Here is a 25,456-nt window from a genome sequence, read left to right as displayed (position 1 = left end):
CGACCGGTCGCCTCGGCGCCGAAGACCCTCGACGAGGGCCTGACCGCGGTGGTCGACCAGCTGCGGATCCGCACCCCGCTGGTGGTGGGCGGTCGCTCCGCCGGCGCCCGCTCCGCGGCCCGGACCGCGAAGTCGCTGGGCGCGGCCGGCTGCCTGGCGCTGGCCTTCCCGCTGCACCCGCCGGGCAAGTCGGTTGCAAAGCAGGCGGGGAGCGCAGCGACCGGCGCCAAGAAGAGTCGAGTGGAGGAGCTCGCCGGCGTCGGCGTACCGACCCTGGTGGTGCAGGGGGAGCGGGATCCGATGGGCCGGCCGGAGGAGTTCCCGCCGGACCTGGACGGGGTCGATCTGGTCGTCGTACCGGGTGCCGATCATGGCCTGAGGGTGCCCAAGCGCGGGGGCGTGACCGAGGAGGAGGCGGACGCCATCCTGGTCGAGTCGACACTCGAGTGGCTGGTGCGTGAGGTCGTCGGCGCCCGCGCGTGAGCGGGGAATGAGCCGCGGTGCGCACGCGTTCCACCGGCATGATCGCCTGCCTCGACCGCCCCTCGGAGACGTCGCGTGTCGACGTGCCCGGCCGCGTAGGCTGGGGTGCGATGAGTGACACCTTCGATGACCTGACCGCCGGGCTCTCCCACGAGGAGCGGTCCGCGGATGCTGTCGTGGACCCGGCGACGGAGACCGACGCGGAGCGCGCGACGCGCTTCGAGCGGGACGCGCTGCCCTTCCTCGACCAGCTCTACTCGGCGGCGATGCGGATGACCCGCAACCCCGCCGACGCCGAGGACCTGGTGCAGGAGACCTTCGCCAAGGCGTACTCCTCCTTCCACCAGTTCAGGCCGGGCACCAACCTCAAGGCCTGGCTGTACCGGATCCTCACCAACACCTTCATCAACAGCTACCGCAAGAAGCAGCGCGAGCCCCAGCAGTCGATGTCTGAGGACGTCGAGGACTGGCAGCTCGCGCGTGCCGAGTCGCACAGCTCCTCCGGCCTGAAGTCGGCGGAGACCGAGGCGCTCGAGCACCTGCCCGACTCCCAGGTCAAGGAGGCGCTACAGCGTCTGCCCGAGGAGTTCCGGCTCGCGGTCTACCTCGCCGACGTCGAGGGCTTCGCCTACAAGGAGATCGCCGAGATCATGGACACGCCGATCGGGACCGTCATGTCGCGGCTGCACCGCGGCCGCCGCCAGCTGCGCGACCTGCTGTCCGACTACGTCCGCGCCAACGACCTGCTGTCCGCGGGTCGGGACGGGAGCAAGTGATGGCGCACGAGCACACCGAGGTGACGCCGGCCGAGTGCGCCGACTACCTCGAACAGATCGTCTACTTCATCGACAACGAGCTCGACGAGGCGGACTGCTCGGCGGTCCGCGCCCACCTCGACACCTGCAACCCGTGCCTGGCCAAGTACGACCTGCAGCGCACCGTCAAGCAGGTCGTCGCGCGCTCGTGCTCCGAGGTGGCCCCGGGCGACCTGCGCGCCAAGATCATGCTGCGCCTGGAGCAGGTGCGGGTGGAGATCCGCGAGGCCTGATTCGCCGATCCGGCTGGTCGTTTGAGAGACTGGTCCGTGCCCTTCGTGGGCGAGACGTACCGATCCCAGGAGGACACCATGGGCAAGACCGGCCGCAAGCGCCGCGCGCGCCGCAAGAAGGGCGCGAACCACGGCAAGCGCCCCAACAGCTGAGCTCAGCTGATCGCACCGAGCCCCTGACCGGTCACCGGTCCGGGGCTCGCTGCATCTCAGGCGCGGGCCAGGAAGTCGGCGTTGCGCTGCCGGAGTACGTCGACCAGCACCAGCAGCAGGTCGGCGCGCACCGCCGGCGGCCGCGGGCCGAGCGCGAGCTGGAGGTAGAGCGCGCGCAGGAACGCCTCGGCGTTGCCGGCGTCGGGGGAGGGTGAGGTGGTGGGCGCACCGACCCGGGCCACCCACGGCTCGAGCACCGTCAGCGGCACCTTCTCCCGCTGCAGCACCGCCAGTACGGCGCGAGCCAGCCGGTCCGCCTCGCCGTGGGCATAGGGCGTCGAGGTGGGCGTCAGCACCCGGTCGGCGACCACGTCGAGGATCACGGTGAGCTCCGGGGTGGCCACGTGCGGCGAGGCGGCCAGCGTCGCCAGCGCGTCGGCGCCGTGGGCGACCGCGTGCGCCCACCCGCGCTTCGGCACGAAGGCGCGCAGGTCGCGCTCGCGCAGTAGCCAGGTCGCGATCCGGTCACCCCACTCCAGCACCTTGCCGCCCGGCACCAGCGGCCGGTCGTTGTCCCGAGCGATGCACTCGGCGAGCACCAGCGCGGAGAAGCTGCGCCGGAAGACGGTGTCGGTCCCGCTCTCGCCCAGGCCGACCCGCAGCCCGGCCGCCATGCCGTCGCCGAGGCCGGTGAGGAGGTCGTCGTACACGCCGCGGGAGATCCAGGTCGCCAGGGTCGGGTAGGCGAGACCGTCGCGGACGTCCGGGTCCGGATCGCCCAGCATCCGGGTCAGCTCGGCGGTGAGGTCGCCCAGCGGCCGGTCGGCGGGCACGAGCAGGCCCGTGGCGCGCACCTGCTCCCAGTAGGACCCGGACATGCCTCCATCCTCTCAGATCGCGCGCTCTACGCTGTCGCCGTGCCCTCGCTGCCCGAGCTCGCCCGCAGCCATACCGATCTCGACGCCGACGACGTCGGGTGGCTGCAGTTGCTGATGGCGGACTGGCAGATCGTCGCCGACCTGTCCTTCGCCGATCTCGTGCTGTGGCTGCCCGACCACGAGGGCAAGGGCTTCTGGGCGGCGGGCCAGATGCGGCCGACCACCGGCCCCACGGCGTACGTCGACGACGTGGTCGGCACGTTCATCCCCTCCGGCCGTCGTCCGGTGCTGGACGAGGCACTGGCCCAGGGCCGGTTGGTGCGCGAGGGCGACCCGGAGTGGCGCGACGACGTGCCGGTGCGGGTGGAGACCATCCCGGTGCGCCGTCAGGACCGCGTCATCGCGGTGCTCAGCCGCAACACCAACCTGCTCGGCGTACGCACCCCCAGCCGGCTCGAGCTCACCTACCTGCAGACCGCCTCCGACCTGACCCAGATGATCGCCACCGGTGGCTTTCCCTCACCTGGGCAGCGCAGCGACCACGCCGACACCCCGCGGGTCGGCGACGGCTTCCTGCGGGTCGACGCACAGGGCGTGGTGGAGTACGCCAGCCCCAACGCCCTCTCGGTCTACCGCCGGCTCGGCCTCTCCGGCGACCTGGCCGGCTCGTCGCTGGCCGAGACCACCCGCGCGCTGGTGCCGCCGCGGGACCGCCCCGACGAGGAGACGCTCAGCGCCGTCCTGGGTGGGCGCGCCTCCCGCGACACCGAGATCGAGACCGACGGCGTCTCGCTGATCGTGCGGGCGATCCCGTTGGCGCCGCAGGGCGGTCGGATCGGCGCGCTGGTGTTGGTCCGGGACGTGACCGACCTGCGGCGCCGCGACCGCGAGCTGGTCACCAAGGACGCCACCATCCGTGAGATCCACCACCGGGTGAAGAACAACCTGCAGACCGTCGCCGCGCTGCTGCGGCTGCAGTCGCGCCGGATCGCCGAGCCGGCCGCCAAGGGCGCCCTGGACGAGGCGGTACGCCGGGTCGGCTCGATCGCCCTGGTGCACGAGATCCTCAGCCAGCAGGCCGTGGAGGAGTACGTCGAGTTCGACGAGATCGCCGACCGGCTCGGCACCATGGTCGGCGAGGTCTCGGCCGTCGGCGCCGTGATCCGGGTGCAGCGCGACGGGTCCTTTGGGTCGCTTCCCTCGGAGGTGGCCACCGCGCTCGCGATGGTCGTCACCGAGCTGCTCCAGAACGCCGTCGAGCATGGCTACGCCCAGCCGCCCGCGGACGGGCCGGGCCGTATCGACCTGCGGGTACGCCGGCCCGCGGGTCGGCTGCAGGTCACCGTCGAGGACGAGGGCGGCGGCCTACCGCCGGGCTTCGACCTGGAGCGATCGACCAACCTCGGGCTCTCCATCGTCAAGACGCTGGTGGAGTCCGAGCTCAAGGGCACTCTGCGCCTGGGTCCGCGGCCGCACGGCAGCGGTGCCCGTGCGATGATCGACGTACCGCTGGAGTGATCAGACGGAGCTACGCACCCGAGCCCGGGCGTTGCGGCGCTTCAGCGCGCGGCGCTCGTCCTCGGACAGGCCGCCCCAGACCCCATGGTCCTGGCCGGCCTCCAGCGCCCACTGCAGACACTGCTCGCGCACTTCGCAGCGACGGCAGACAGCCTTCGCCTCCTCGATCTGCAGGATCGCCGGGCCGGTGTTCCCGATGGGGAAGAACAGCTCCGGGTCCTCGTCGAGACAGGCGGAACGGTGGCGCCAATCCATGGCCGGGGAATCCCTACTTCCTTCAATGTCTGGGCACAGACGCGATCGGCGTCTGACGCATGCGCACGGGCGCGAGAATGTGAACGCCTTCACGCGCGCTCTGCCAAGGATTCCAACTATTGGAGCGTTAAACAAGGGCCTGCCGGGGTGGGATTCCTCACCGCGTCGCCCCGCCTCGTAGGCTGACGCGGTGCACCGCCCGCCGTACCTGACGATCGCCGCCGTCCTCGCCGCCCTGCAGGGCCTGGTCCTGCTGGTCTGGGCGTTCCTCGTGCTGGTGAACGTCTCCACCATGTCGGTGACCAGCGCGATCTTCTTCCTCGCGTACGCCGTCGCCCTCGGCCTGTGCGCCTTCGGCCTGTGGCATCTGCACTCCTGGGCGCGGGCACCGATCATGCTCACCCAGCTGATCGCGCTCGGGCTGGCCTGGGACTCCCGCGACGCCAACGTGGCCGTCGCGATCGGCCTGGCGGTGATCGCGCTGGCCACCCTCGGCTGCGTGCTGCATCCAGCCAGCCTGCACGCGCTGGAGCCCGACGAGTCCGCCTGACCTTGTCAGTCCTGGTCGAGCGCCGTACGCAGCTGGTCCAGGGTGCGGCTGAGCAGTCGGGAGACGTGCATCTGCGAGATGCCGACCTCCTCGGCGATCTGTGACTGCGTCATGTTGCGGAAGAACCGCAGCATCAGGATCTTCTTCTCTCGGGCCTCGAGCGCGTCCAGCAGCGGCTTGATCGACTCGCGGATCTCGACGTGCTCCAGGTGCTCGTCCTCCGCGCCCATCGCGTCGAGCATGCTGGCGGGTCCCCCGTCGTCGGCGTCGTCGCCGGCGTCGAGGGAGAGCGTCGCGTAGGCGTTGCCGGACTCCAGCCCCTCGACGATCTCCTCGATGGTGCAGCCGATCCGTTCGGCCAGCTCGCGAGGAGTCGGGGAGCGGCCCAGCGACTGGGTGAGCTCGGCGCTGACGGTGCCGAGCTGCAGCCGCAGCTCCTGCAGCCGGCGCGGCACCCGGATCGCCCAGCCCTTGTCCCGGAAGTGGCGCTTGATCTCACCGATCACCGTGGGGGTCGCGTACGTCGAGAACTCCACGCCGCGCTCGGCATCGAACCGGTCGACCGCCTTCAACAGCCCGATGGTGCCCACTTGCACCAGGTCCTCGTGCGGCTCACCGCGGTTGCGGAAGCGCCGGGCGCAGTGCTCCACCAGCGGCAGGTGCAACGCGATCAGCTCGTCGCGGGCACTGCGATGGGCTGGGCTGCCGGCGGGGCTGCCGTGCAGGGTCTCGAACAACTCCGCGCTCCGACGCCGGGTCTCCTCGACGGCGGCACTTCGGGGAACGTCGGCATCGCCGTCCCGGACGGAGTGGGTGGACATGTCAGACGCCGGACTCCAGCGGCGCGGCGGTCACGAGCAGGGTGATGGCGAACGTGCCCGCCACCGTCTCGGTCTTCGCCTCGTCGGCCAGGGTGGTCAGCACCTGCCAGGCGAAGTCGTCCTCCTGCTCCAGCTCCGAACCGGTCCCGGGGGCCTCGACCCGCACCGTGATGGTGCGCTGGCCCAGCCAGAACCTGGCGGTCAGATCGGCCCCCTCCGCGGCCGCGTCGAGCACGATGGCGCTGGCCTCGCCGACCGCCATCCGGAGATCCTCGATGTCATCGAGGGTGAAGTCGAGCCGGGCGGCCAGGCCAGCAGTGGTGGTGCGCAGCACGGAAACGTACGCGGAGTCGGCCGGCACCCGGAGCTCGACGTCGGCGCGAGGCGAATCGCCCGCGCCGGGACCGCTGTGGGTCATGGTCACTTCCTTCTGCAGACCGTGGATGTGCTGACGGGCCGGTCGCCGGGGTCCTACCCCGAGACCGGCCCCGCCAAACGAGGTCACTGTGGCCTTCGCGTCTCGGTGAGGGCCACGCTTGACGGTAACAGGACTCCTCGGACGATGCTGCCCTGACCTGCAACGATGCGGCAAGGGACGGCACGGACGGCACGGGACATGGGCGGCCGTGACCTCGGGCATCGATGTCCGAGGATCCTGTCAGGGGCGCGCTGCGTGGGCGGTGGCGGCGGAGCATCTGGTCCGGCCGGCGCGGGCCTGGTGAGCGATCTGCTGGTGGGCGATCTGAACGTCCGTCCAGCTTCCGGGGCCCGCTTCTCGCCGATTGAACGGCTGTGCGGCCTCCGACAGGCGTTCGATCCGTGCGCCACGCCGCGAATCATGAGACGACTGTTCGATCGGCAGGATCGGACGATCGTTCGATCGGCGGGCCGGATCCACGCATCGCTGCACGATCGTTTGATCGGCGGGGCCGGCGACGGACGGTGGGCTGTTGCACGATCGTTCGATCCGCGTGCCCGGATCCCGGATCGCCGCCCCATCGTTCACTCGAGCGCGACGAGGATCGACTCGCCCCATGCGCCCCGCAACATGCGTCGACGCCGCGCTCGGTCCGCCGAGTCCTGGGGACTCCGTGCGGACCGAGGCGGCGTCGAAGCGGCGTTTCAGCGGGCAGGCGATCTGCCCGGAAGGCTCACGCCTTCTTCGTCTCCCAGAAGATCTCCGCGATCTCATCGATCTTGGCGAGCAGCTGGTCGGCCACGGCCTCGTCGAGGGTGCCCTTGGTGCCGGAGGCGCCGGCGAGCTTGGTGGCCTCGTTGAAGAGGGTGTGAAGCTGCGGGTACTTCTCGAAGTGCGGGGCCTTGAAGTAGTCGGTCCACAGCACCCACAGGTGGTGCTTGACGAGCTCCGAGCGCTGCTCCTTGATGAGCACCGCGCGGGTGCGGAAGTCGGGGTCGGAGCTGTCGTTGGCCTTCGCGATGATGGCCTTGACGGACTCGGCCTCGATGCGGGCCTGAGCCGGGTCGTAGACGCCACACGGCAGGTCGCAGTGGGCGGAGACCTGGAGCGTGGGGGCGAACAAGCGCGCGAACATGCTGATCCTCTCGATCGTCGAACGGGTGCGTTCTGACTGCGACACTACTCGCGTGCCGCAGCGCTCCGTACTGGTACCCGTTCCACGGATCGGACTCGCCCGTGTCAGCGGGGAGTCGATGCTGCCGACACTGCGTCCCGGCGACGTCCTGTTGGTCTCCTACCGCCGTACGCCGCGGACCGGCGGGCTGGTCGTGGCCCGCTTCGCCGATGGCACCGTCGCGGTCAAGCGGGCCGTCGAGCGACGCCGGACCCGCACCGGCGCGAGCGGCTGGTGGCTGCTCAGCGACAATCCCGATCGCGGCGTGGACTCACGCCACCGGGGGGTAGTCGCCGACGCCGACGTCATCGCCGTACCCCTGCTGCGCCTGTGGCCGCGACCGCGGCCCCTGGACCGAGGGCGGCTGTGACCTAGCCCATAGCCGTCACCCTCTCAACGCGGCCGCCGGGCTGTGCGAAACTGGCCGGAACCCGATGGTGCACACCCCGCGCCGGATGGTCCCCGCGACACCACCTCGACGCGACGCCCGCCCACACGTCTTCCCGAGAAGCTGTTGCGCCATGACTGAGAACACGCATCCCTACGCCGGCGACCCGGTCTTCGACCTCCACGTCGGAGGCAAGATGGTCATCGCCGCGACCGCAGCCGTCGACGACCGCGAGTCGCTGTCGAAGGCCTACCCGCCGGGCGTCGCCCGGGTGTGCACCGCGATCGCCGAGGATCCCGCGCTCAAGGAGATCTACACCTGGGTGCCCAACACGGTCGCGGTCGTCACCGACGGCACCGCGGTGCTGGGCCTGGGCGACATCGGCCCCGACGCCGCGATGCCGGTGATGGAGGGTAAGGCGGTGCTGTTCAAGCAGTTCGGCGGGGTGGACAGCATTCCGATCTGTCTGGCGACCACCGATGTGGACGAGATCGTCGAGACGGTGGTGCGGATGGCACCGAGCTTCGGTGGGATCAACCTGGAGGACATCTCCGCGCCGCGCTGCTTCGAGATCGAGGAGCGGCTCAAGGAGCGCCTGGACATCCCGGTCTTCCACGACGACCAGCACGGCACCGCGGTGGTCACGCTCGCCGCGCTGACCAGCGCGCTCACGCTGACCGGCCGGACCCCGGAGAGCACCCGGGTGGTGATCCAGGGCGCCGGTGCGGCCGGTGTCGCGGTCGCCAAGATCCTGCTCCAGTACGGCGTGAAGGACCTCGTCGTCCTCGACCGCAAGGGCATCCTGCACAGCTCCCGCGAGGACCTGACGCCGGCCAAGAAGGCGCTCGCCGCGGTGACGGCCGACCGCACCGGTCGCAGCGGGGGCCTCGCCGAGGCGATGGCCGGCGCCGACGTGTACGTCGGCGTCTCCGGTGGCACCGTGCCCGAGGGGATCGTGGCCACCATGGCGCCCGAGGCGATCATCTTCGCGATGGCGAACCCGAACCCGGAGATCCACCCCGAGGTCGCGCACCGCCACGCGCGGGTGGTGGCGACGGGCCGCTCCGACTTCCCCAACCAGATCAACAACGTGCTGGCGTTCCCGGGAATCTTCCGGGGCACCTTCGACGCACGTGCCACCGCGATCACCGAGGGCATGAAACTGGCCGCTGCGCAGGCACTGGCCGGCCTGGTCGGCGACAGGCTGGCCGAGGACTACGTCATCCCGGCGCCGTTCGACCCGCGCGTGGGCCCGGCCGTGGCCGCCGCGGTCGCCGAGGCGGCCCGTCGCGACGGCGTCGCCCGCAACTGACCGTTCGACGCCTAGGTTGGAGCCATGTTCGCCGTCTACGCCGACAAGATCAGCCGTGAGGACCCGCTGGGCGGGCTGGTGGTGGGGGAGCGCCCCGACCCCGTCGTCCCCAACGGCTGGACCACCGTCACCGTCAAGGCCGCCAGCCTCAATCACCACGACCTGTGGTCGCTACGCGGTCAGGGGCTGAAGCAGGACCGCCTCCCGATGATCCTGGGCTGCGACGCGGCCGGGTACGACGAGGACGGCAGCCCGGTCGTGGTGCACGCCGTGATCAGCGATCCGGACTGGGCCGGCGACGAGACCACCGACCCCAAGCGGTCGCTGCTCTCCGAGCTGCACCAGGGCACCTTCGCCGAGAAGGTCGCGGTGCCCCGGCGCAATGTCATTCCGCTGCCGGAGGGCTTCTCCTTCGAGGAGGCGGCGTGCCTGCCGACGGCCTGGTTGACGGCGTACCGGATGCTCTTCACCCAAGGTGGCCTCAAGGCCGGCGACAGCGTGCTGGTCCAGGGTGCCGGCGGCGGCGTCGCCACCGCACTGATCACGCTGGCCCGCGCGGCCGGTCTGCGGGTGATCGCCACGTCCCGCGACGAGGCCAAGCGGGCCCGCGCGCTGGAGATCGGGGCGCACGAGGTGCACCCCTCCGGCGAACGGCTACCGGCCAAGGTGGACGCGGTGATGGAGACCGTCGGCCGGGCCACCTGGGAGCACTCGATCCGCTCGCTCAAGCCCGGCGGCGCGATCGTGATCAGCGGTACGACGTCCGGCCCGCAGCTCGACGACGCCATGGTGACCCACATCTTCTTCCTGCAACTGCGGGTGATCGGCTCCACCATGGGCACCCGCGGCGAGCTCGCCTCGCTGGCCTCCCTGCTGGACGCGACCGGCACCAAGCCGCTCATCGACCGCACCCTGCCGATGGAGCAGGCCCGGGCGGGCTTCGAGGCGATGGAGGCGGGCGAGCTGTTCGGCAAGATCGTCTTCACCCGCTGATGCGTCACCTGGTCACCGGCGCGGGCTCGGGGATCGGCCGCGTCCTCGCCGAGCGGCTGCTGGCCCGCGGCGACGAGGTGTGGGCAGTGGTACGCCGCCCCGGTCGCGCGCCCCGAGGCTGCGTCGAGGTCGTCGCCGATCTGGCCGACGCGGCCGCCATCGAGTCGCTGCGCGAGTGGCCGGAGGCGTTCGACGGGCTGGTCCACGCCGCCGGGGTGGTGGAGCTGGGCCCGGTCGCCGACCTAGGCGCCCGGGCATGGCAGGAGCAGGTCGCCGTCAACCTGGTCGCACCCGCTCTGCTGACCCGGGCCGTGCTGCCGCAGCTTCGGGTGGCATACGGCACCGTCGTCTTCGTCAACAGCGGCTCGGGGCTGCGGGCCAACCCGGAATGGGCGGCGTACGCGGCCTCGAAGTTCGGCCTGCGGGCTCTCGCCGACGCGCTGCGGGCCGAGGAGCCCGACCTCCGCGTCACCAGCGTCTTCCCTGGCCGTACCGCCACGGCGATGCAGGAGAAGGTGCACCGCCAGGAGGGCAGGGAGTACGACGCCGGGCGCTGGATCCGGCCCGAGACCGTCGCCGAGGTCATCGTGGGGGTGCTGGACCTGTCCCGCGACGCGCAGCTGCCCGAGGTGTCGGTCCGGCCGAACTAGGCGTGCCTAGCTCGAGCGCCAGTTGAAGGCGCCGACGAAGACCATCAGCAGCCGCCGCCGAGCGGTGGCCAGCAGCCGGGTCTCCTGCTCGGGACGGGCGGCCAGGATCTCCTCGGCGGTGGCGACCACGGTGCTCACCAGCAGCCCGGCCAGCACGTGCAGGTCGTCGGTCGACCACTGTTGCGTGCCGGGCAGCCGGGCCAGGTCGGTGGCCAGCTCGTGCTCGCACAGCTCGATCTCGTGTCGGATCGCCTCGCGCACCACCGGCGGCCCCGCGGCCCGCTCGCGGGCGATGAACGCGAAGTGTGCGCGGTGCCGATGCACGTGGTCGAGCAGGATGCGCAGCGACCTGTCGACGATCTCGCCGGCGCCGTCGGCGGCCCCGGGGCGGCGTACCTCCCGCAGCATCGCGCGCAGGGACACGAACGACTCGTCCACCAGGGCCAGGCCGACGTCGTCGAGCGAGCCGAAGTGCCGGTAGAACGCGGTCGGGACGATGCCCGCCTCCTTGGCCATCTGGCGCAGCGAGACGCCGGTCAGGCTGGACTCCTCGGCCAGCTCGAGCGCGGCGTCGAGCAACGCACGGCGGGTGCGCTCCTTGCGGTCGGCGCGGCTCTCCACCTCGGTCACGCCCGCGATCTTAGTGCACACGTGTTACGCATCACCCTTGACGCACGGGGCGTGAGCCGACATCGTGTCAGTGAACAGTTGTGCACTGAAAGGAGCGATGCATGAGCATCGACCTCGCCGGGCGCGTCCTGCGCTCACGGACGGTGGCCGCGCTCGCCTCGCCACACGGCATCGACCGGTACCTCAAGCAGATCAACCCGATGTGGGCCGCGCACGAGGTGCGCGCCCGGATCGTCTCGGTCGAGCGGGAGGTCGCGGTGGCCGGCCACCCGACGGTCGCCACGGTGACGCTGCAGCCGACCTCGACCTGGGCCGGTCACCGCGCCGGACAGCACGTCAGCGTGGGCGTCGAGGTCGACGGCACCCGCCGTACGACGCGGGTCTTCTCGATCTCCAGCCCCGACTCCCACCCGGGCGACCGGTTCACCCTGACCATCCGGGCCAACCCCGAGGCGGGGGAGCGCAGCGTCTCGACCTTCCTCACCGAGCGGGCGCGGCCGGGCCAGCTCGTCCACCTGTCCCAGGCCGAGGGCGACTTCGTGCTGCCCGACCGGATGCCCGAACACGTGCTGCTGCTCTCCGGCGGCTCCGGCATCACGCCGGTGATGGCGATGCTGCGGTCGCTGCAGCGGCGTACCCACCGCGGCCGGATCACGTTCCTGCACTTCGCGCAGAGCCCCGAGCACACCATCTTCGGTGCCGAGCTCGCCGAGGTAGCCCGCTCGGGCCACGGCATCGACGTGCACGTGCTGCACCCGCGACAGGGCGACCCCTACCTCTCGCCGGCGTTCCTCGAGCGGCTGGTGCCGGGCTATCGCGACGTGCCCGCCTGGGCATGCGGGCCGGCGTCGCTGATCGAGGCCGCCCGGGCGGCGTACGACGGAAGCGACGCGCTGCGAGTGGAGTACTTCAAGCCGCCGCGCGTCTCGGGGACGGCCGGCGGCTCGCTCACGTTCACCCGCAGCGGCGTCACCGTGCCCAACACCGGCGCCCCGGTGCTGGAGCAGGCCGAGGCCGCCGGGCTGACGCCGGAGTACGGCTGCCGGATGGGCATCTGCTTCTCCTGCACGGCCCGCAAGAGCGACGGCGTCACCCGCAACATCCTCAGCGGCGAGACCAGTTCGCTGCCCGACGACGACATCCGGATCTGCGTCAGCGCCCCCGACGGCGACTGCGCGATCGACCTCTAGGAGGACCTCATGACCCACACCACCACCCTCACCCCCGAGCAGCTGGAAGAGTTCGGCGCCGAGCTCGACGCGATCCGCCAGCGGATCATCGCCGACCTCGGCGAGGCCGACGCGGCGTACCTGCGCAAGGTCGTCAAGGCCCAGCGCGCCTTCGAGGCCGCCGGCCGCGCGCTGTTCTACCTGCCGCCGGCCTGGCCGCTGGCCGTGGCCTCGCTCAGCGTGAGCAAGATCCTCGACAACATGGAGATCGGGCACAACGTGATGCACGGTCAGTACGACTGGCTGGGCGATCCGGACTACAACTCACGGATGTTCGAATGGGACAACGTGTGTCCCAGCGAGCAGTGGAAGTACTCCCACAACTACCTGCACCACACCTACACCAACATCCTCGGCAAGGACCGCGACATCGGCTACGGCATCCTGCGGATGGACGAGGAGCAGGAGTGGCGGCCCTACTACCTGGGCAACCCGCTCTACGCGTTCCTGCTGATGGTGCTCTTCGAGTGGGGCGTGGCGGCGCACGACCTCGAGGTGGACGAGATCGTGGCCGGCAACAAGACCTGGGCCGACACCAAGAAGCTGCATGCCGGGCTGATCCGCAAGATCCGCAACCAGGTGCTCAAGGACTACCTGCTCTTCCCGGCGCTGACCGGCCCGCTGTTCCCGCTCACCTTCGCCGGCAACGCCACCGCGAACCTGATCCGCAACATCTGGGCGTTCAACATCATCTTCTGCGGTCATTTCCCGACCGGGGTGGCGACGTTCGCCCAGGAGGACTGCGAGGAGGAGACCCGCGGCCACTGGTACTACCGCCAGCTGCTCGGCTCGGCCAACATCACCGGCGGGAAGCTGTTCCACGTCATGACCGGCAATCTCTCGCACCAGATCGAGCACCACCTGTTCCCGGACCTGCCGGCCCGGCGCTACCCGGAGATCGCCGCGGAGGTGCGTGACATCTGCCGGCGCTACGGGCTGCCCTACAACACCGGCTCGCTGAGCCGGCAGCTGGGCAGCGTCTTCGTGAAGATCGGCCGGCTCGCGCTGCCGGGCCGAGGTCGCCGGCGTGCGGCGCAGGTGAGCCCGGCCGCCGAGCCCGCGGTGGCGGCCTGAGCGGTGGCAGGGGAGACTGTGGTCATGAGTCCGACGCCTCGCCTGAGCAAGCTCGAGATCCGCAAGGACGTGCTCCAGGGCGTCGTCGACGCGACCGCCGGCACGGTCGGCGAGGTCAGCACGATCATCGCCGGCGCGGTGCGTGACGTGGTCGCCTCGGTCGGCGGCCTGGCCACCGAGCTCTTCGAGCTGCGCGAGGCGGCGCGACGGGCCCGCGGGGAGGACGACGAGTAGCTGCTGGGCCCGACGGCCGATCGGCGACCTGTCAGTCCTCCGGGTCGTCGAGTCGGGCCAGCCAGGTGGCGAGCCGCTCGACCGGCGTCTCGAACTCCGGGTGTACGTCGACGAAGGCCTGCAGCTGGTCCGCCAACCACGCCAGCGTGACCTGCTCGTCGCCGCGCCTGCTGATCAGCTCCTCGATGCCGCGGTCGGTGAAGTACATGGCAGCACCATATCGACGCCGAAAATCGAGGCGGAAATGACGCAGACCCAGCCCCTGAGGGCTGGGTCTGCGGCCGCTGGGGCGATCAGCCGAAGGCCTTCTCCAGCAGCTCCTTCTGCTCGGCGAGGTGCCGCTTGGAGGTGCCGACGGCGGTCGTGGTGGACGCCGGCCGCGAGACCACCTCGACCGGGACGCCCAGCTGCGGCACCACGTTGAGCGCGAACGTCGGCCACGGGCCCTGGTTCAGCGGCTCGTCTTGGACCCACTTGACCCGCTTGAGGTTGGGGTAGCTGGCCATCTCGGCCTTGATCTCCTCGGTCGGCCAGGGGTAGAGCTGCTCGGCGCGCGCGATGGCGTGGCTGCTCTCCAGGCCGCGCTTGCCGCGCTCGACCACGAGGTCCCAGGTGAGCCGGCCCGAGACGAGCAGCAGCGTCTCGACGCTCTCCTTCGGGGCGGTGGCGTCGCCGATCACCGGGCGGAACGTGCCGCTGGTGAAGTCGCTCGGCTGGGAGGCGGCCTCCTTGCGGCGCAGCATCGACTTCGGGGTGAAGACGATCAGCGGCTTGTGCTCGTCGCCCAGCGCCTGCTTGCGCAGCAGGTGGAAGTACGACGCCGGCGTCGACGGCTGTGCCACCGTGAACGCGTCCTCGGCGGCCATGGTCAGCCAGCGCTCGATGCGGGCCGAGGAGTGATCCGGGCCCTGGCCCTCGTAGCCGTGCGGCAGCAGCAGCACGACGCCGGAGTCCTGGCCCCACTTGGTCTTGCCGGAGGTGATGTACTCGTCGATCACCGACTGGGCGCCGTTGACGAAGTCGCCGAACTGCGCCTCCCACAGCACCAGCGCCTCGGGTCGGGCGACCGAGTAGCCGTACTCGAAGCCGAGCGCGGCGTACTCGCTCAGCAGCGAGTCGTAGACGTAGAACTTCGCCTGGTCCTCGGTGAGGTTGGCCAGCGGCGTCCACTCGTCGGCGTTGTGCCGGTCGATGATGGTCGCGAAGCGCGAGGCGAACGTGCCACGGCGCGAGTCCTGGCCGGCGAGCCGGACCGGGCGACCTTCCATCAGCAACGAGCCGAACGCGAGTAGCTCGCCGGTGCCCCAGTCGATGCCGCCCTCGGTGATCGAGGTCGCGCGGCGCTGCAGCTGCGGCATCACCTTGGGATGGACGGTGAAGCCCTCGGGTGGGGTGACGTAGGCGTCGGCGATCCGCTTGAGCACCTCGTCGGTGACGGCGGTGGTGGCCTCGCCGACCGGCTTCTCCGGGTAGTCCGGGACGGTGGTCCACGCCTCGGGCTGCTTGTCGGCGTCGCGGACCTCGGTGAAGACGCGCTCCAGCTTGGTCTGGTAGTCGCGCAGCACCTCCTCGGCCTCCTCGAGCGTGATGTCGCCACGGCCGATCAGGGACTCGGTGTAGAGCTTGCGCACCGAGCGCTTCTGCTCGATCAGGTCGTACATCAGCGGCTGGGTGAACGACGGGTCGTCGCCCTCGTTGTGGCCGCGACGGCGGTAGCAGACCAGGTCGATCACGACGTCCTTGTTGAACGCCTGGCGGTAGTCGAAGGCCAGCCGCGCCACGCGCACGCACGCCTCCGGGTCGTCGCCGTTCACGTGGAAGATCGGCGCCTGCACCATCCGCGCCACGTCGGTCGCGTACAGCGACGAGCGAGAGGAGCCGGGCGAGGTGGTGAAGCCGACCTGGTTGTTGATCACCACGTGGACGGTGCCGCCGGTGCGGTAGCCGCGCAGCTGGGAGAGGTTGAGGGTCTCCGCGACCACGCCCTGGCCGGCGAAGGCGGCGTCGCCGTGCACCAGCAGCGGAAGGACCGGGTACGCCGCGCCCTGGTCCAGCACGTCCTGCTTCGCCCGGGCGATGCCCTCCAGGACCGGGTCGACGGTCTCCAGGTGCGAGGGGTTCGCGGCGATCGAGACCTTGATGGTGTCGCCGCTGCCCGCCACGAACTCGCCCTCGGCGCCGAGGTGGTACTTGACGTCGCCGGAGCCCTGCACCGTGCGCGGGTCGATGTTGCCCTCGAACTCGCGGAAGATCTGGTTGTAGGACTTGCCCACGATGTTGGCCAGCATGTTGAGCCGGCCGCGGTGGGCCATCCCGATGGCGACCTCCTCGAGGCCGGCCTGGGCCGCCGCCTCGCAGATCTCGTCGACCACCGGGATGGTGGTCTCGCCGCCCTCGAGCGAGAAGCGCTTCTGGCCGACGAACTTGGTCTGCAGGAACGTCTCGAAGGCCTCGGCCTCGTTGAGCTTCTCCAGGATCCGCAGCTGTTCGTCGCGCGGGGTCTTGTCGAAGGGCCGCTCCACCCGCTCCTGGATCCAGCGGCGCTGCTCCGGGTCCTGGATGTGCATGTACTCGATGCCGGTGGTGCGCACGTAGGCGTCACGCAGCACGCCGAGGATGTCGCGCAGCTTCATGAACGGCCGGTCGGCGCCGCCGAACGAGCCGGTCGGGAACTCGCGCTCGAGGTCCCACAGGGTCAGGCCGTGCGACTCGATCTGCAGGTCGGGGTGACTGCGCTGCTTGTACTCCAGCGGATCGGTGTCGGCCATCATGTGGCCGCGCACCCGGAACGCGTGGATCAGCTCGAGGACCCGGGCCTGCTTGCTGATCTGGTCGTCGTGGCTGGTGGCCACGTCGCGGTTCCAGCGGATCGGCTCGTAGGGGATCCGCAGCGAGCGGAAGATGTCGTCGTAGAAGCCGTCCTTGCCGAGCAGCAGCTCGTGCATCAGCTTGAGGAACTCGCCCGAGCCGGCGCCCTGGATGACGCGGTGGTCGTACGTCGAGGTCAGCGTCATGACCTTGCTGACGCCGTTCTTGGCGATCGTCTCGGCGGAGGCGCCCTGCCATTCGGCGGGGTACTCCATCGCGCCGACGCCGATGATCGCGCCCTGGCCCTTCATCAGCCGCGGAACCGAGTGCACGGTGCCGATGCCGCCGGGGTTGGTGAGGCTGATCGAGGTGCCCTGGAAGTCCTCGACGGTGAGCTTGTTGTCGCGGGCCTTCTTGACCAGGTCCTCGTAGGCGGCCCAGAAGCTGGCGAAGTCCATCGACTCCGCGCCCTTGATGCTCGGCACCAGCAGCTGGCGGCTGCCGTCCGGCTTCGGGATGTCGATCGCCAGGCCGAGGTTGATGTGAGCCGGAGTGATGAGGTTCGGCTTGCCGTCGATCACGTCGTAGCCGACGTTCATGCTGGGCATCGCCTTGACCGCCTGCACCAGCGCGTAGCCGATCAGGTGGGTGAAGCTGACCTTGCCGCCGCGGGCGCGGGCGAGGTGGTTGTTGATGACGGTGCGGTTGTCCCACAGCAGCTTCACCGGGACCGCGCGCACGCTGGTCGCGGTCGGCACGGTCAGGGAGGCGTCCATGTTCGCGGCGGTGCGGGCCGGGGCGCCACGCAGCACCGTGTACGTCGGCTGGTCGTTCGCGGCCGGCGTCTCGGGCTTGGGGGACTCCTTCGGCACCGGGCTGGTGGTGCCCTTGGCCGGCTCGGCCGCCTTGCTGTCGCTTGGTCGCGGCTTGGCGACCGGGGTGACGCCGGTGGTCGGCGTCGAGGGAGCCGCGGACCCAGCGGACCCGGTGGACCCCGCGGGGATCGGCTCGGGCGCGACGCCCTTGCTCGCAGGGGCGGTGCCGTTGGTGCTGTTGGCGGTGGCAGTGGTCGTGGTGCCGCCCGTGGTGCCGTTGGCGGCGCTCGCCGCACTGTCGGTGCCATTCGGCGAGCCGTTGGTCTGGAAGAACTTCACCCACACCGGATCAACGCTGCTCGGGTCCTTGGCGTACTGGTCGTACATCTCCTCGACCAGCCACTCGTTGGCGCCGAACTCCGCGGGGACGTCGGCTGCGTTGGGGGATGTGTTGCCTGAGGACACGGCTTGGTTCGCCTCTTCCGGATGCGCACGCGTGTGGGACTTCTTCCGGGGTTCAAGGCTAGCCCTACGCCGAAGCAAATGCGTGGCCCAGGGGTGTCTTTCGGCCCGGGTGTTGCGGGAACCACACCCTTGCTCTCAAGGAGTGGGATTCCGGCCCTCACCTGGGGTGAGGAGCGAACGGCCGGCCCGGGGGCGGGGCCGGCCGTTCGGGTGAGTCAAGTGCCGCGGTCAGGCGACCGAGCGGTACTGCGGCTCGCGCACCTCGAGGGTGTGAACCACCCGCTCGGTGCTGATCTCGTGCAGGGCCAGAGCCGCACCGGCGATCACGGCCATCGCGATCGCGTCGGCGAAGGCCAGCCAGCCGGCCACGGCGCCGCCGAACACCAGCGCGGCGACGGCGGTCCAGGCAGCCACCAGGCCGAGTACGCCGAAGCCGGTCTCGGTGCGGTGGTCGGTGGCCAGCTTCAGCCCCGCGACGGCCGTGACCGCGACTGCGGCGCCGATGCCGAAGACGACCCACTCGAGGGCCGCGCCGGTGAAGATCCGGCTCCAGACGATGGCCACGATGCTGGCCACGAGCGCGAAGCCGTTGAGGATGAACTGCTTGCCCATGAGAACCTCCATGCTGCTCTCTGGCGCGCTCACCTTGGGCGCGTCAAGCGTTTCATCCCGGGTAACGGCGGAGGGTGTCTCCGTATGCCGGTCCGAGGCCGCGCCCTGATGTGATCTGCGCGACAGCTCACAGGTCGGGTAGACCGAGGTCCAGGTTGGGCTGCTGGATGCCGCCGTCGACCTCGAGCAGCTTGCCGGTGACGAACTTCCCGGCGGCCGAGGCGAGGTAGACCACCGCGGCCGCGACGTCCTCGGCATCGCCGATCCGACACAGCGGCGTCGCCCGCTCCATCGCGACCCGCGTCCCGGGGTCGTCGGCGATGTAGGCCAGGGCGCTGGTCATCACCGAGCCGACGTAGACACCGTTGACCCGGATCCGGGGCGCGAGGTCGGTGGCGGCCAACCGGGACCAGTGCGCCAGTGCCGCCTTGGCGGTGCCGTAGGCGAGGTAGCCGCGGGCGGCGGTGCGGCCGACCATCGAGCTGATGCTGGTCACCGACTTCTGTCCCTCGCCGCGCAGCAGGTGCGGCACCGCCGCCCGGGTGAGCGCGTGCGCGGTGGCGACGTTGAAGTGGAAGGCGTCCTCCAGGTAGGCGACGTCGGTGTCGAGGAACGCGTTCGGGATGGTGCCGCCGACGTTGTTGACCACCACGTCCAGGCGACCGAACTCCTCGACCGCCCGCGCGGGCAGGGTGGCGACGGCGTCCGTGTCGGCCAGGTCGGCGGGTACGACGAGGGCTTGTCGGCCGGCGCCGTGGATCCGCTCGGCGACCAGCTCCAGCTCGGCCCGGGTCCGCGCCGAGATCACCACGTCCGCACCCGCCTCGGCCAGCGCGACCGCCACCGCGGCGCCGATCCCGCGCCCGGCGCCGGTGACGATCGCGACGTGGTCGTCGAGCCGAAAGCGCTCGAGAATGCTCATCGCAGGCCTCGCCCCACGACCAGGGGCAGGTCGAGCGGCGAGACCAGGCCGGGCTCGGCGGCCACCACGGCCGGAACGGCGTTGACCAGTCGCTGGGCGGTGACGATCATCCCGGACACGTTGTGGTCGCCGTGCTCGCCGTGGTGGGCCAGCTCCAGCGTCATCGTCGGCTCGCCGGCGAGCTCGACCCGGTAGCACCCGCCGCCCTGGCGCGGTATGGGCCAGTCCGGGTCGCTGGCGGGGTCGGTTCGGGTGACGTGGTCGAGGGTGATGCGCGGCTCGCCGGCCACCGTGCCGACCACCTGGAAGCGGACCGCGCCCATCGTGCCGGCGGCGATGTCCACCGACGCCGTGCTCAGGTCGCGAGCGGCCGGGCGGCGCTCGACGTGCTCGACCAGCGGCTCGTCGAGCATGACGCCGAGTCCGGCCGCGAGCACCCGGACCACGGGGCCCCACGCCGTACTCAGGATGCCTGGCTCGAAGAGGAACGGGCGGTCCTCCATCGGTCTGCCGAAGCCGAAGATGTCGCGCATCACGACCGGCTGGTCGTAGGTGGCATAGTCGGCGATCTCGCTGACCCGCAGGTGGTCGATGCGCCGAGACAGCGAGGTGAGGGAGAGCGGGAGGAGGTCGTTGGCGAACCCGGGGTCGATGCCGTTGACGTGCAGACTCGCGCCGCCGGCGCGACCGGCCGCCACGATGTCGGCCACCATCTTCTCGGGCAGCGTGCCCCACGGATGGACGAGCACCACCGGGCCGCTGGAGACGACGTTGATCCCGGCGCGAAGCAGGCCGGTCAGATCCTCGATCGCCTCGATGACCCGGTCGTCGGTCATCGCGGCATGGACGACGCAGTCCGGCGCCAGTCCGATCACCGCGGCGCCGTCGGTGCTCGCCGCGACACCGAGCTCGCGACCCAGCCCGGCCAGCTCGCCGGCGTCGACGCCCTCCTTGGCCGGGGTGGAGGTCCATACGCCGACCAGCTCGAGATCGGGGTGGGCGTCCACGCCGGCGATCGCGTGGCGGCCGACGGTGCCGGTCGCCCACACCGCCACTCGCAGCGGGCGGGTCATCCGACCCATGTGTCGTCGACCGGCATCGCGAACGCCAGGATCTCGTCCTCGGAGTAGGCGCGGTCGGGATGCTCCGCGGCCAGGTGGGCCTGGACGGTGGCGACGAAGTCGTCGTCGTACGCCGTGATCCGGGTGCCGCAGGGGCACGACAGCTGGAGGGCCATGGCAGAATTATAGAACGTGTTCTAATTCATGTCAGGTGCCGGAACGCCTCCGCTTCGCGTCGCACCGGTCGATGGGTACCAGGCAGCTGTCTGTCGTCCCACCTCTCGGAGTTGCCCTTGCCGTCACCATCCGAACGCACGGGCGAGCTGCGGTCCTGGTGCTACCACCTCGCGATGCTCGCCATCGGGGTCGCCGTCGCCCTCATGGCGGTCGCCGAGGTGGTGACCCACGGCCCCACCGACTGGCAGTTCATCGTCGCCATCGTGGTCAGCGTGCCGCTGATCGCCGTCGTGGCGCGCTTCCCGATGGTGCTCGACAGCGGCTGGGGCGGCGTGGAGGTGGGCTTCGACTCGAGCATCCTGATGTTCCTGGTGTGCACCGAGGAACGCTACGAGGCGCTCGTCGTGTGGTCGGCCGGGGTCATCGCCACGCAGCTGACGCTCGACCGCCGGGCCTCGGCCCGGGTCTTCAACATCGGCGTCGGCATCCTCGCCGGCGGTCTGGCCACCGGCGTCTACGCCGTGACCGGGGGCCGACAGGTCGGCACGCCGCGGGAGCTGGTCGCGGTCGCGCTGGCGGCGGCGTCGTACTTCGTCCTCGACTACGTGCTCTCGGCGATCTCGGTGGTGATCTCCTCCGGGGCGGCCCTCAAGGGGCAGCTCCTGCAGCGCGGGACGCTGCTCGCCATCGCCTGCTTCGTGCCGCTGGACTCGCTGGGCTACCTCGGCGCGGTGGTGGTGCGCTCGACGCCGTGGTGGACGCTGACCCTCCTCGGGGTGCCGCTGATCACCCTGCTGATCGCCACCCGCGCGGTCACGCGCGGCGGCGAGAACGCGCGCCGGCTGACCGTGCTCCTGGGCGCCGCCGTCCGGGCGCAGACGCTGCTGGACCGGGAGGCGGTGGTCGAGGCGCTGGTCAGCGACGCGCGCGAGCTGCTGCGGTTGCGGTCCGTCACGATCCGCTCCGAGCCGCCGGCCGCCGGAGAGATCGCCGTCGAGGTGCAGCTGGGCGGCAACCGCACGTGGCTGGTGGCGCGCGCGATGAACCGGGCCCGCTCCACGATCGCCGCCGACGAGCAGGGCCTGCGGGCGCTTGCCGCGGTCGCCTCCGACGCGGTCGCCCGGCTCGAGCTCATCGAGGAGAAGGTGCACGTCGCCCGGCACGATCCGCTCACCGACCTGCCCAACCGCGCCATCCTGGTCGACCGGCTGGGGGAGGCGCTGACCCGGGCGCGGGCGGCGGGGTCGGAGCTCGCGCTGCTCTTCATCGACCTGGACGGCTTCAAGCCGGTCAACGACCGCTTCGGCCATGCCGTCGGCGACGCGGTCCTGGTGCAGCTGGCGACGCGGCTGCGCGCCTGTGTGGGGGAGCACGACACACTCGCCCGCCTCGGCGGCGACGAGTTCGCGATCCTGGTGGAGAGCGTCGACCGGGCGGCCGCGGCCGCGATGTGCGAGGAAGTGCTCGCGGCGATCGAGATGCCGGTCAGCGTTCGCGCCGGCCGGCTGCGGCTGAGCGCCAGTGTGGGCATCGCGTACGGCGGCCGTCCGACCGACACCGCCGCCGGACTGCTGCGCAACGCCGATCTGGCGATGTACGAGGCGAAGTCGAGAGGCAAGGGCCGGTGCGTCGAGTACGAGCCGGCCATCGGCCGCCAGCGACTGGACCGGCTCGAGCTGCTCGACGACCTGCGCCGAGCGGTGGCGGCCGACGAGATCGAGGTGGCGTACCAGCCCGTCGTCTCGGTCGCCACCGGCGAGATCGTCGGCGCGGAGGCGCTGGCCCGCTGGAGCCGGGGCGGTGCGCCGGTGTCGCCGGAGGTCTTCATCCGAGCCGCGGAGGAGGGCGGCCTGATCGTGCCGCTGGGTGCCCGGGTGTTCGCCACCGTCGCCGCCGACGCCCCGGCACTGCAGGAGGCCGCCGGGGGCGCCTTGTCGATCGCGGTGAACATCTCGGCCAACCAGCTGCTCGACCCCGGCTTCCTCGACACGGTGTCGCGCGCCGCCGAGGCGATGCCCGGCACGACGCTGATCCTGGAGATCACCGAGCGTCAGGGCGTGGACCTCAACACCGAGACGCTGGCGGTGATGCGCGAGATCGCCGACACCGGGGTGGTCTTCGCCATCGACGACTTCGGGGTCGGCTTCTCCTCGATCAGCTATCTGCACGACCTGCCGGCCGGCATCATCAAGGCCGACGCCGCGCTCTCCCGTGACATCGACACCGACGCGCGGGCCCGCGCCCTGTTGCGGTCGGTGGCGCTGATGGGCCGCACCCTCGGCTTCGAGGTGGTCATCGAGGGGATCGAGCGCGAGAGCCAGCTCGACGTCGTGCGTCAGGACGCGCCCGAGACGATGGCGCAGGGCTACCTGCTGCATCGGCCGATGCCGCGCGAGCGGCTGCTCGAGGTGCTGGCCGAGGCACGGGCGAGCGACTCCGCGGCGCGCTGATCCACTCGCGGCGCGCCGGTGGCGGTGACATCACAGCTCGCGCTCGTACACGTACATCAGCGGGCCGTCGGGGCCACCGGTGCGATGGCTGAAACCCATGCTCTCGTAGAGCCGGCGCGCCGCCAGGTCCGGCTCGTCGACCCCGATGTCCATGGTGTCGGCGCCGCGCGCGCGGGCCTCGTGCAACGCCGCCTGCATCAACGCTCTGCCGATCCCGCGCCCTCGCTGCCGCGGTACGACGTAGAGCTCGGCGAGATAGCACTCCAGGCCCGCGCTCCAGATCGCGGCGCGGAGACGGAGGACGGCGATCCCCACGGGGTCTCGCCCGGCGAGGAGGACGACGGTGTCGCCGGCCGCCACCAACCGACGGAGCCGACCCGCCAGGTCCTCCGGCGAGGGCGTCGGCTCGTCGAACTCGCGGTTGAAGTCGTGCAACAGGTGCGCGGCCGCCGCCAGGTCCCGGTCCGTGGTCGCAGCATGGACGAAGCCGGTCGCGCCCAAGCCCATGGGTGGACACTACCGCTGCCGTCGGGTTGAACGCGGTGACGGGCGTAGAGCGCCAACCCGTCGAACTCGCGCAGTTGCCCCGGACACCGAGTTCGATCATCCTCTTGTCGGCCGCTCGGGACCAGTCAGCGCTGCTCTGGCCTCGTGCCTGCCGCAGGGCATCGGGCCGCTGCTCGGCTCGGGGATCCCGGACGTGGTCCACTCCCGCCGGACCTACGAAGGTTGGTCCGGCTGTCGCCGATGTCCTGAGACATCACAGGGCGCCTCCGGCAGTGTCCTGGTTCAGGACATCGGAATGGGGTGTCTGGGGTCTTCGGCATAGCGTGTCGCAGGTCTTCGGAATGATCGGGCCGCTCAGGCTCGGGAGTGTCGAGACGTGGCCTTGTCATCACCGCTGTCCTGGCCGGTCAGTCCCAGTCCGAGGTCGCCCGCACCTACGGCGTCTCGCAGGGCTGGATCAGCCGGCTCATGGCCCGCTATCGGACAGAGGGCGAGGCCGCGTTCGAGCCGCGCTCACGCGCCCCCAAGACCAGTCCCGGGGCTACCCCGCCACAGACCGCCGAACTGGTCCTCAGGTTGCGCAAACAACTCCAGGAGGCGGGCCTGGACGCCGGCGCTGACACGATCGGCTGGCACCTGGCACGCCACCACAGGACCGAGGTTTCACGGGCCACGATCAACCGGATCCTGGTCCGTGCTGGCCTGATCACCGCAGACCCGTCCAAGCGGCCCAAGAGCTCCTACCTCCGGTTCGAGGCCGCCCAGCCCAACGAGTGTTGCGAGTGTTGGCAGTCCGACTTCACTCACTACCGGCTCACCCGCGTCGACGGAACACCTGGCGCCGACTGCGAGGTCGTCACCTGGCTCGACGACCACTCCCGCTACGCCCTCCACCTCAGCGCCCACATCCGGATCACCGGACCGATCGTGCTGGCCACCTTCCGTGAAGCCGCAGGTCACCACGGCCATCCCGCATCCGTACTCACCGACAACGGCATGGTCTACACCACCCGGTTCGCCGGTGGCAGGGCCAAGGAGCGCGGCCGCAACCACCTCGAGTACGAGTTGCGAGAGCTCAACCGAGAGCTCAACATCGTCCAGAAGAACGGCCAGCCCAACCACCCACAGACCCAAGGCAAGGTGGAGCGCTTCCAGCAGACGATGAAGAAATGGCTACGCAACCAACCCCGCCAGCCCGCCACGATCGTCGAGCTCGACGCCCTGCTGCAGACCTTCGCCAAGGAGTACAACCAGCACCGGCCACACCGATCCCTGCCGCTGCACGCCACCCCCGCGACCATCTACGCGACCATCTACGCGACCATCTACGCGACTCGGCCCAAGGCCACGCCCAGCACCTATGGCACCGACCGCACCGCTGAGAGCCACGACCGGGTCCGCCACGACAAGATCGACAAAGCCGGAAGCGTCACCCTGCGTGTGGCCGGGCAACTGCGCCACATCGGCGTCGGGCGAACCTACGCCCGAACCGACGTCATCCTGCTCGTCCACGACCTGCACGTCACCGTCGTCAACGCCGCCACCGGCGAGATCCTGCGCGACCTGATCATCGACCCACGCCGTGACTACCAGCCCACCGGCCGCCCACCCGGCCCAGCCCCAGCCCCGGCCCCAGCCCCAAAAAGAACTAGCCCGAACCTGCACATCGCAGGTCCGGGCTATTCCGATGTCCTGAGACATCACAGGGCGCCTCCGGCAGGATTCGAACCTGCGGCACCTGGTACCGGAAACCAGTGCTCTATCCCCTGAGCTACGGAGGCATGCGTCCAACAGGGCGCGAAGCGTGAGACTACCGGGCGATATCGGTGCG

Annotated in this window: 28 protein-coding genes, 1 tRNA gene and 1 pseudogene; 15 read left to right on the top strand and 15 right to left on the bottom strand. The window is 70.7% G+C overall.

Annotation, left to right across the window (positions count from 1 at the left end; all coding sequences use genetic code 11):
- The 4 genes from VHA72_RS13160 to VHA72_RS16530 all read left to right on the top strand — a co-directional run.
- Window positions 1-483: alpha/beta hydrolase family protein (locus tag VHA72_RS13160; protein WP_325575929.1), on the top strand; the 483-nt coding region annotated here is incomplete at its 5' end.
- A gap of 38 nt (window positions 484-521) precedes the next feature.
- Window positions 522-1,259: a sigma-70 family RNA polymerase sigma factor gene (locus tag VHA72_RS13155; protein ID WP_325575931.1), complete on the top strand. Its 738-nt coding sequence runs from the start codon at window positions 522-524 to the stop codon at window positions 1,257-1,259.
- On the top strand, window positions 1,259-1,531 hold the full coding sequence (gene rsrA, locus VHA72_RS13150; protein WP_325575928.1) for a mycothiol system anti-sigma-R factor: 273 nt from the start codon (window positions 1,259-1,261) through the stop codon (window positions 1,529-1,531). Before VHA72_RS13155 ends, rsrA begins: the two co-directional genes overlap by 1 nt.
- A gap of 78 nt (window positions 1,532-1,609) precedes the next feature.
- Window positions 1,610-1,684, top strand: coding sequence for a 50S ribosomal protein bL37 (locus VHA72_RS16530; protein ID WP_370249596.1), 75 nt, complete (start codon window positions 1,610-1,612; stop codon window positions 1,682-1,684).
- Window positions 1,685-1,740: 56 nt separating this feature from the next.
- Here VHA72_RS16530 and VHA72_RS13145 read toward each other — a convergent pair whose 3' ends face one another.
- Window positions 1,741-2,562, bottom strand: coding sequence for a DUF2785 domain-containing protein (locus VHA72_RS13145; protein ID WP_325575926.1), 822 nt, complete (start codon window positions 2,560-2,562; stop codon window positions 1,741-1,743).
- A 39-nt stretch (window positions 2,563-2,601) separates the two neighbouring features.
- Between VHA72_RS13145 and VHA72_RS13140 the strand changes: the two genes are divergently transcribed.
- The gene (locus VHA72_RS13140; protein WP_325575924.1) at window positions 2,602-4,080 is read left to right on the top strand and encodes a sensor histidine kinase; all 1,479 of its coding nucleotides are present in this window, start codon (window positions 2,602-2,604) and stop codon (window positions 4,078-4,080) included.
- Here VHA72_RS13140 and VHA72_RS13135 read toward each other — a convergent pair whose 3' ends face one another.
- Window positions 4,081-4,335 carry a WhiB family transcriptional regulator gene (locus VHA72_RS13135; protein WP_325575922.1) on the bottom strand — a complete coding sequence of 85 codons (255 nt, stop codon included), beginning with the start codon at window positions 4,333-4,335 and terminating at the stop codon, window positions 4,081-4,083. It abuts the gene before it with no gap.
- A gap of 190 nt (window positions 4,336-4,525) precedes the next feature.
- On the opposite strand from VHA72_RS13135, the gene VHA72_RS13130 reads away from it, so the two are divergent.
- A complete protein-coding gene (locus VHA72_RS13130) occupies window positions 4,526-4,885 on the top strand; it encodes a hypothetical protein (protein ID WP_325575920.1) in 360 nt (119 codons plus the stop codon).
- Between the two features lie 5 nt (window positions 4,886-4,890).
- Here VHA72_RS13130 and VHA72_RS13125 read toward each other — a convergent pair whose 3' ends face one another.
- The 3 genes from VHA72_RS13125 to sodN form a co-directional block, all read right to left on the bottom strand.
- On the bottom strand, window positions 4,891-5,706 hold the full coding sequence (locus VHA72_RS13125; RefSeq protein WP_325575918.1) for an RNA polymerase sigma factor SigF: 816 nt from the start codon (window positions 5,704-5,706) through the stop codon (window positions 4,891-4,893).
- A gap of 1 nt (window position 5,707) precedes the next feature.
- Window positions 5,708-6,124: an ATP-binding protein gene (locus tag VHA72_RS13120; RefSeq protein ID WP_325575916.1), complete on the bottom strand. Its 417-nt coding sequence runs from the start codon at window positions 6,122-6,124 to the stop codon at window positions 5,708-5,710.
- A gap of 733 nt (window positions 6,125-6,857) precedes the next feature.
- On the bottom strand, window positions 6,858-7,259 hold the full coding sequence (sodN, locus tag VHA72_RS13115; protein WP_325575914.1) for a superoxide dismutase, Ni: 402 nt from the start codon (window positions 7,257-7,259) through the stop codon (window positions 6,858-6,860).
- Window positions 7,260-7,311: 52 nt separating this feature from the next.
- Between sodN and VHA72_RS13110 the strand changes: the two genes are divergently transcribed.
- The 4 genes from VHA72_RS13110 (at window position 7,312) to VHA72_RS13095 (ending at window position 10,641) form a co-directional block, all read left to right on the top strand.
- Window positions 7,312-7,668 carry a S24 family peptidase gene (locus tag VHA72_RS13110; protein WP_325575912.1) on the top strand — a complete coding sequence of 119 codons (357 nt, stop codon included), beginning with the start codon at window positions 7,312-7,314 and terminating at the stop codon, window positions 7,666-7,668.
- Between the two features lie 151 nt (window positions 7,669-7,819).
- Window positions 7,820-8,998, top strand: coding sequence for an NAD(P)-dependent malic enzyme (locus VHA72_RS13105; RefSeq protein ID WP_325575911.1), 1,179 nt, complete (start codon window positions 7,820-7,822; stop codon window positions 8,996-8,998).
- 24 nt (window positions 8,999-9,022) lie between these two features.
- Entirely contained in the window at window positions 9,023-9,991 is a 969-nt protein-coding gene (locus VHA72_RS13100; protein WP_325575909.1) for a zinc-binding dehydrogenase, read from the top strand.
- On the top strand, window positions 9,991-10,641 hold the full coding sequence (locus tag VHA72_RS13095; protein ID WP_325575907.1) for an SDR family oxidoreductase: 651 nt from the start codon (window positions 9,991-9,993) through the stop codon (window positions 10,639-10,641). The genes VHA72_RS13100 and VHA72_RS13095 overlap by 1 nt, the downstream gene beginning before the upstream one ends.
- Before the next feature lie 6 nt (window positions 10,642-10,647).
- Here VHA72_RS13095 and VHA72_RS13090 read toward each other — a convergent pair whose 3' ends face one another.
- Window positions 10,648-11,271: a TetR family transcriptional regulator gene (locus tag VHA72_RS13090; RefSeq protein WP_325575905.1), complete on the bottom strand. Its 624-nt coding sequence runs from the start codon at window positions 11,269-11,271 to the stop codon at window positions 10,648-10,650.
- A 101-nt stretch (window positions 11,272-11,372) separates the two neighbouring features.
- Between VHA72_RS13090 and VHA72_RS13085 the strand changes: the two genes are divergently transcribed.
- Genes VHA72_RS13085 through VHA72_RS13075 form a run of 3 tightly spaced genes read left to right on the top strand, consistent with a single transcriptional unit; the run spans window position 11,373 to window position 13,808 of the window.
- Window positions 11,373-12,461 (top strand): ferredoxin reductase, encoded by a 1,089-nt coding sequence (locus VHA72_RS13085; protein ID WP_325575903.1) that lies wholly within the window; start codon window positions 11,373-11,375, stop codon window positions 12,459-12,461.
- A 9-nt stretch (window positions 12,462-12,470) separates the two neighbouring features.
- Window positions 12,471-13,574: a fatty acid desaturase family protein gene (locus VHA72_RS13080; RefSeq protein ID WP_325575901.1), complete on the top strand. Its 1,104-nt coding sequence runs from the start codon at window positions 12,471-12,473 to the stop codon at window positions 13,572-13,574.
- A 24-nt stretch (window positions 13,575-13,598) separates the two neighbouring features.
- Window positions 13,599-13,808 (top strand): hypothetical protein, encoded by a 210-nt coding sequence (locus tag VHA72_RS13075; RefSeq protein WP_325575899.1) that lies wholly within the window; start codon window positions 13,599-13,601, stop codon window positions 13,806-13,808.
- Window positions 13,809-13,839: 31 nt separating this feature from the next.
- On the opposite strand, the gene VHA72_RS13070 is transcribed toward VHA72_RS13075, so the two are convergent.
- The 6 genes from VHA72_RS13070 to VHA72_RS13045 form a co-directional block, all read right to left on the bottom strand.
- Complete coding sequence (locus VHA72_RS13070; protein WP_325575897.1) at window positions 13,840-14,016, bottom strand: DUF6104 family protein; 177 nt, start codon at window positions 14,014-14,016, stop codon at window positions 13,840-13,842.
- A gap of 85 nt (window positions 14,017-14,101) precedes the next feature.
- On the bottom strand, window positions 14,102-17,896 hold the full coding sequence (locus VHA72_RS13065) for a multifunctional oxoglutarate decarboxylase/oxoglutarate dehydrogenase thiamine pyrophosphate-binding subunit/dihydrolipoyllysine-residue succinyltransferase subunit (protein ID WP_325575895.1): 3,795 nt from the start codon (window positions 17,894-17,896) through the stop codon (window positions 14,102-14,104).
- A gap of 228 nt (window positions 17,897-18,124) precedes the next feature.
- Window positions 18,125-18,508 (bottom strand): hypothetical protein, encoded by a 384-nt coding sequence (locus VHA72_RS13060; RefSeq protein ID WP_325575894.1) that lies wholly within the window; start codon window positions 18,506-18,508, stop codon window positions 18,125-18,127.
- Between the two features lie 127 nt (window positions 18,509-18,635).
- On the bottom strand, window positions 18,636-19,430 hold the full coding sequence (locus VHA72_RS13055) for an SDR family oxidoreductase (protein WP_325575892.1): 795 nt from the start codon (window positions 19,428-19,430) through the stop codon (window positions 18,636-18,638).
- Window positions 19,427-20,503, bottom strand: coding sequence for an NAD(P)H-dependent amine dehydrogenase family protein (locus VHA72_RS13050; RefSeq protein ID WP_325575890.1), 1,077 nt, complete (start codon window positions 20,501-20,503; stop codon window positions 19,427-19,429). Before VHA72_RS13050 ends, VHA72_RS13055 begins: the two co-directional genes overlap by 4 nt.
- The gene (locus VHA72_RS13045; RefSeq protein WP_325575888.1) at window positions 20,500-20,667 is read right to left on the bottom strand and encodes a hypothetical protein; all 168 of its coding nucleotides are present in this window, start codon (window positions 20,665-20,667) and stop codon (window positions 20,500-20,502) included. The genes VHA72_RS13050 and VHA72_RS13045 overlap by 4 nt, the downstream gene beginning before the upstream one ends.
- A gap of 174 nt (window positions 20,668-20,841) precedes the next feature.
- On the opposite strand from VHA72_RS13045, the gene VHA72_RS13040 reads away from it, so the two are divergent.
- The gene (locus VHA72_RS13040; protein ID WP_325575887.1) at window positions 20,842-23,118 is read left to right on the top strand and encodes a putative bifunctional diguanylate cyclase/phosphodiesterase; all 2,277 of its coding nucleotides are present in this window, start codon (window positions 20,842-20,844) and stop codon (window positions 23,116-23,118) included.
- 30 nt (window positions 23,119-23,148) lie between these two features.
- Here the strand turns inward: VHA72_RS13040 and VHA72_RS13035 are convergent, their stop codons facing one another.
- Window positions 23,149-23,625: a GNAT family N-acetyltransferase gene (locus VHA72_RS13035; protein ID WP_325575885.1), complete on the bottom strand. Its 477-nt coding sequence runs from the start codon at window positions 23,623-23,625 to the stop codon at window positions 23,149-23,151.
- Window positions 23,626-23,991: 366 nt separating this feature from the next.
- On the opposite strand from VHA72_RS13035, the pseudogene VHA72_RS13030 reads away from it, so the two are divergent.
- Window positions 23,992-24,840, top strand: a pseudogene (locus VHA72_RS13030) (DDE-type integrase/transposase/recombinase); the annotation flags it as partial.
- Here the strand turns inward: VHA72_RS13030 and VHA72_RS13025 are convergent.
- Window positions 24,799-25,326, bottom strand: a complete 528-nt coding sequence (locus tag VHA72_RS13025) for a hypothetical protein (RefSeq protein WP_325575883.1) — start codon at window positions 25,324-25,326, stop codon at window positions 24,799-24,801. The pseudogene VHA72_RS13030 and the gene VHA72_RS13025 overlap by 42 nt on opposite strands.
- Window positions 25,327-25,333: 7 nt before the next feature.
- Window positions 25,334-25,406 (bottom strand) — tRNA-Arg (locus tag VHA72_RS13020).
- Window positions 25,407-25,456 lie beyond the last annotated feature (50 nt).

Origin of the sequence: Nocardioides sp., from assembly GCF_035547795.1 — a bacterium.
In the GTDB taxonomy this organism is placed as follows: Bacteria; Actinomycetota; Actinomycetes; order Propionibacteriales; family Nocardioidaceae; genus Nocardioides.
Note: the sequence above shows the minus strand (reverse complement) of the source record. Positions and strands in the feature narration are given on the sequence as shown.

Coding starts and splice junctions, on each gene's coding strand:
- VHA72_RS13080 (WP_325575901.1), top strand. CDS start 12,471: ATGACCCACACCACCACCCTCACCCCCGAGCAGCTGGAAGAGTTCGGC.
- VHA72_RS13075 (WP_325575899.1), top strand. CDS start 13,599: ATGAGTCCGACGCCTCGCCTGAGCAAGCTCGAGATCCGCAAGGACGTG.
- VHA72_RS13055 (WP_325575892.1), bottom strand. CDS start 19,430: ATGAGCATTCTCGAGCGCTTTCGGCTCGACGACCACGTCGCGATCGTC.
- VHA72_RS13125 (WP_325575918.1), bottom strand. CDS start 5,706: ATGTCCACCCACTCCGTCCGGGACGGCGATGCCGACGTTCCCCGAAGT.
- VHA72_RS13025 (WP_325575883.1), bottom strand. CDS start 25,326: ATGTCTCAGGACATCGGAATAGCCCGGACCTGCGATGTGCAGGTTCGG.
- VHA72_RS13035 (WP_325575885.1), bottom strand. CDS start 23,625: ATGGGCTTGGGCGCGACCGGCTTCGTCCATGCTGCGACCACGGACCGG.
- VHA72_RS13135 (WP_325575922.1), bottom strand. CDS start 4,335: ATGGATTGGCGCCACCGTTCCGCCTGTCTCGACGAGGACCCGGAGCTG.
- VHA72_RS13050 (WP_325575890.1), bottom strand. CDS start 20,503: ATGACCCGCCCGCTGCGAGTGGCGGTGTGGGCGACCGGCACCGTCGGC.
- rsrA (WP_325575928.1), top strand. CDS start 1,259: ATGGCGCACGAGCACACCGAGGTGACGCCGGCCGAGTGCGCCGACTAC.
- VHA72_RS13070 (WP_325575897.1), bottom strand. CDS start 14,016: ATGTACTTCACCGACCGCGGCATCGAGGAGCTGATCAGCAGGCGCGGC.
- VHA72_RS13045 (WP_325575888.1), bottom strand. CDS start 20,667: ATGGCCCTCCAGCTGTCGTGCCCCTGCGGCACCCGGATCACGGCGTAC.
- VHA72_RS13095 (WP_325575907.1), top strand. CDS start 9,991: ATGCGTCACCTGGTCACCGGCGCGGGCTCGGGGATCGGCCGCGTCCTC.
- VHA72_RS13120 (WP_325575916.1), bottom strand. CDS start 6,124: ATGACCCACAGCGGTCCCGGCGCGGGCGATTCGCCTCGCGCCGACGTC.
- sodN (WP_325575914.1), bottom strand. CDS start 7,259: ATGTTCGCGCGCTTGTTCGCCCCCACGCTCCAGGTCTCCGCCCACTGC.
- VHA72_RS13105 (WP_325575911.1), top strand. CDS start 7,820: ATGACTGAGAACACGCATCCCTACGCCGGCGACCCGGTCTTCGACCTC.
- VHA72_RS13085 (WP_325575903.1), top strand. CDS start 11,373: ATGAGCATCGACCTCGCCGGGCGCGTCCTGCGCTCACGGACGGTGGCC.
- VHA72_RS13145 (WP_325575926.1), bottom strand. CDS start 2,562: ATGTCCGGGTCCTACTGGGAGCAGGTGCGCGCCACGGGCCTGCTCGTG.
- VHA72_RS13155 (WP_325575931.1), top strand. CDS start 522: ATGATCGCCTGCCTCGACCGCCCCTCGGAGACGTCGCGTGTCGACGTG.
- VHA72_RS13060 (WP_325575894.1), bottom strand. CDS start 18,508: ATGGGCAAGCAGTTCATCCTCAACGGCTTCGCGCTCGTGGCCAGCATC.
- VHA72_RS13040 (WP_325575887.1), top strand. CDS start 20,842: ATGCTCGCCATCGGGGTCGCCGTCGCCCTCATGGCGGTCGCCGAGGTG.
- VHA72_RS13100 (WP_325575909.1), top strand. CDS start 9,023: ATGTTCGCCGTCTACGCCGACAAGATCAGCCGTGAGGACCCGCTGGGC.